This is a genomic window from Ohtaekwangia sp., from assembly GCF_036568665.1.
Lineage (GTDB): Bacteria > Bacteroidota > Bacteroidia > Cytophagales > Cyclobacteriaceae > Ohtaekwangia.
The window spans coordinates 1-2416 of record NZ_DATCSD010000222.1 but is presented as its reverse complement, the minus strand read 5'-3'; the positions used below and the strand labels follow the sequence as shown (position 1 = coordinate 2416).

Genomic DNA, 2416 nt, shown 5'->3' with positions numbered 1-2416 from the left:
GCTTTTTGAAGAACAGGTTGAAGTTGGGCTGCTCCGTAAACCCGATGCTATAGGCTATATCTTGCAACGTCCAGTCGGTTTGCAGCAGGAGAACCTTCGCTTGTTCGAGCAGTCGACTCTTGATATGCGTGCTTACGTTTTGCCCTGTATGTTTTTTCAAAAGAGCATTCAGGTGATTGGGGTGTACATCCAGACTTGCAGCAAACTCTTTGGCTGTACGCATGCGTATTGGTGTGCTGATATTGATATTGGAAGTTTCCTTTTCCAGCAGCGTAAAAAATTCATGTACGTGTTTATAGTCATCCGAAACATGATCAGGCTCCGGGAAATGTGCCACGCGTATGCTCTCAATGATCAGCAATTGTAAGTAAGCCTGCATGGCTTCTTCGCGCAATGCACTGGCCGATTCATCTTCCTCCAGCATGTGCACAAAGTGTTTGGAGAGCGGAGGTATATCGGGTTCTTCCAAACGAATAACACTTTTCTTTTTATCAGTAAAGAGTGCGTGCTTATCAATCGTGGTTTTTAATTGAAGGTGTTCGTTCACAAAATCCTTTTTAAACAGAACATAGTAGCCCATACCTTCTCCGGGTGTGAGATTCTTCCAGGAAATTATGTCGTTGGGGTGTATAAATAAAATGGTGGGCTCGTCCACATAATAGGTATTCAGCCCAATAGTAAATACACCCGTACCTTTGGTTGTGAGCAGTATTTTATAAAAGTCGCGCCTGTTGGGCGAGAGATAATTGCGACATTCATTTTGCTGGCGATTAAATACGCGAATGTTCCAATCGGTATAATACTCGCGGTATACCGGCATCAGATCAGGAAGATCGCGGAGAGTATCTATAGCTTTAGAATCGAGTGTTTGTACCATCATGAAAATACAATTCAATTTACAAAAATTAAGTTCATCCTTCAGGTACAACCGGCATAAGTAGTTAGATCAATATATAACGGTGTGTTGCACATGCAGGATTCGAACCTGCGACCCCAGTGATATGAGCACTGTGCGCTACCGCTACGCCAATGTGCAAGGTAAAAAATGTAGTGCGAGGGCCTGCGCTCTGCACTACCGGAAGGTTATCGTTTGAAATCGCGGGACTTGATTTTGGCAATGATCCGGTGACCCTGACGGTTGAACAATTCTACAGCAGGTTTCATGATCAAGCCTTCCGCATCGTACATTTTATCGTGAGCAATGGTAGACTTGTAACCCTTCTTTACGAATTCTACCGCCTGCAGCAACGTACCTGTACCAATGATCGGCACTATATCAATTTGCAATTTGGCTGCGATGTCTTCCAGGTTTTCACGTTGCAGCCAGGAGCTGCCAATCTTAACATCAAACAGGATAAAGTCGGTTCGGTCTTGTATGTAGTGATTACCCTTCTGGATTTTGGCACCGTAACCTTCACCGTACAAACATACTTCTGCAGCATCACCAAAAACTTCCCGCATTACTGTAGCAGTAAATTTTTGTTGCAATACATTCAGCAGAAATGAAGGTATATGTGCGTCATCCGTTTTACCACCAAAGCGAACGTCATGGCCGTTCCACATAATGCGGATGTTGGTACCATCGATCTTTTCGGTCCACACCCAGGCTATATCTTTCAATGCTTCAAATTCCGGAGATGCCCATTTGCCTTCCATCAGTTCTTTAAATTTGGTTTCAGGGCTGCGCAGAAACACAGTCTGAATTTTATGGTATTCTTTCATGATTCTAATTCTTAATGTTGTTTACTTTTTGAAGTATAGCGATGTATATATAGGGACATAGCACTGCCACTCTGATATTTTTATCAGACTATATATACTCGACTATGATAAAATAAAAAGCCCCGGGTGATTTACCTGGGGCTTGTATACGTCACGAATGTGATGATATCTATCTATAGCTCCCGGGTATACACCCATAATTCATCCCCGACATGTATAACATGCTGGCAGAGAGTGAATTTTGCTGGATGATGATAATACTCGGTTTCATTTCTGAATTTGTTTTATTGTGATGCAAATATAGAACAACTTTTGTGTTCGTTACCCGAAGCGTAACAAATATTTTTTACTTTTATAGTATACATAATTGTGATGAACAAATTCCTGATTGTTGCTATAGGTTTATTGCTGCTGATGGCACTGGTGGATTTTCTGCCGCTGCCAGCTATATCATCCGGTGGTGCCTATGCTATTATACTGATTGCCATAGCAGAAATTATGGGCATGATAATGATGCTGGTAAACGGAACGTTCACCGACACGCGCTATTACACTATCGCCAAGGGAGCGATAGCACTCGTTCTATTGGGTGCTGCATTTAAAATACTGCATTATCCGGGGGCTGATCAATTATTGATTATTCCTTTTGCTATCCTGTGTGTACTATATATAATTCATTTCTTTGGCAAGAAAG

The 2416-nt window shown here is 42.1% G+C and carries 3 protein-coding genes and 1 tRNA gene; 1 reads left to right on the top strand and 3 read right to left on the bottom strand.

The features are described from left to right. From VIN08_RS12470 to VIN08_RS12460, 3 genes are all read right to left on the bottom strand, one after another. Positions 1-880 (bottom strand): AraC family transcriptional regulator (locus VIN08_RS12470; protein ID WP_331965314.1); only part of this gene is annotated, 880 nt, incomplete at its 3' end. Between the two features lie 84 nt (positions 881-964). Next, positions 965-1036: transfer RNA gene (locus tag VIN08_RS12465), tRNA-Met, on the bottom strand. 47 nt (positions 1037-1083) lie between these two features. Then, entirely contained in the window at positions 1084-1722 is a 639-nt protein-coding gene (locus tag VIN08_RS12460; RefSeq protein WP_331965311.1) for an RNA ligase family protein, read from the bottom strand. Between the two features lie 372 nt (positions 1723-2094). Between VIN08_RS12460 and VIN08_RS12455 the strand changes: the two genes are divergently transcribed. After that, a partial coding sequence (locus VIN08_RS12455) for a GldL-related protein (protein ID WP_331965307.1) occupies positions 2095-2416 on the top strand: 322 nt, incomplete at its 3' end.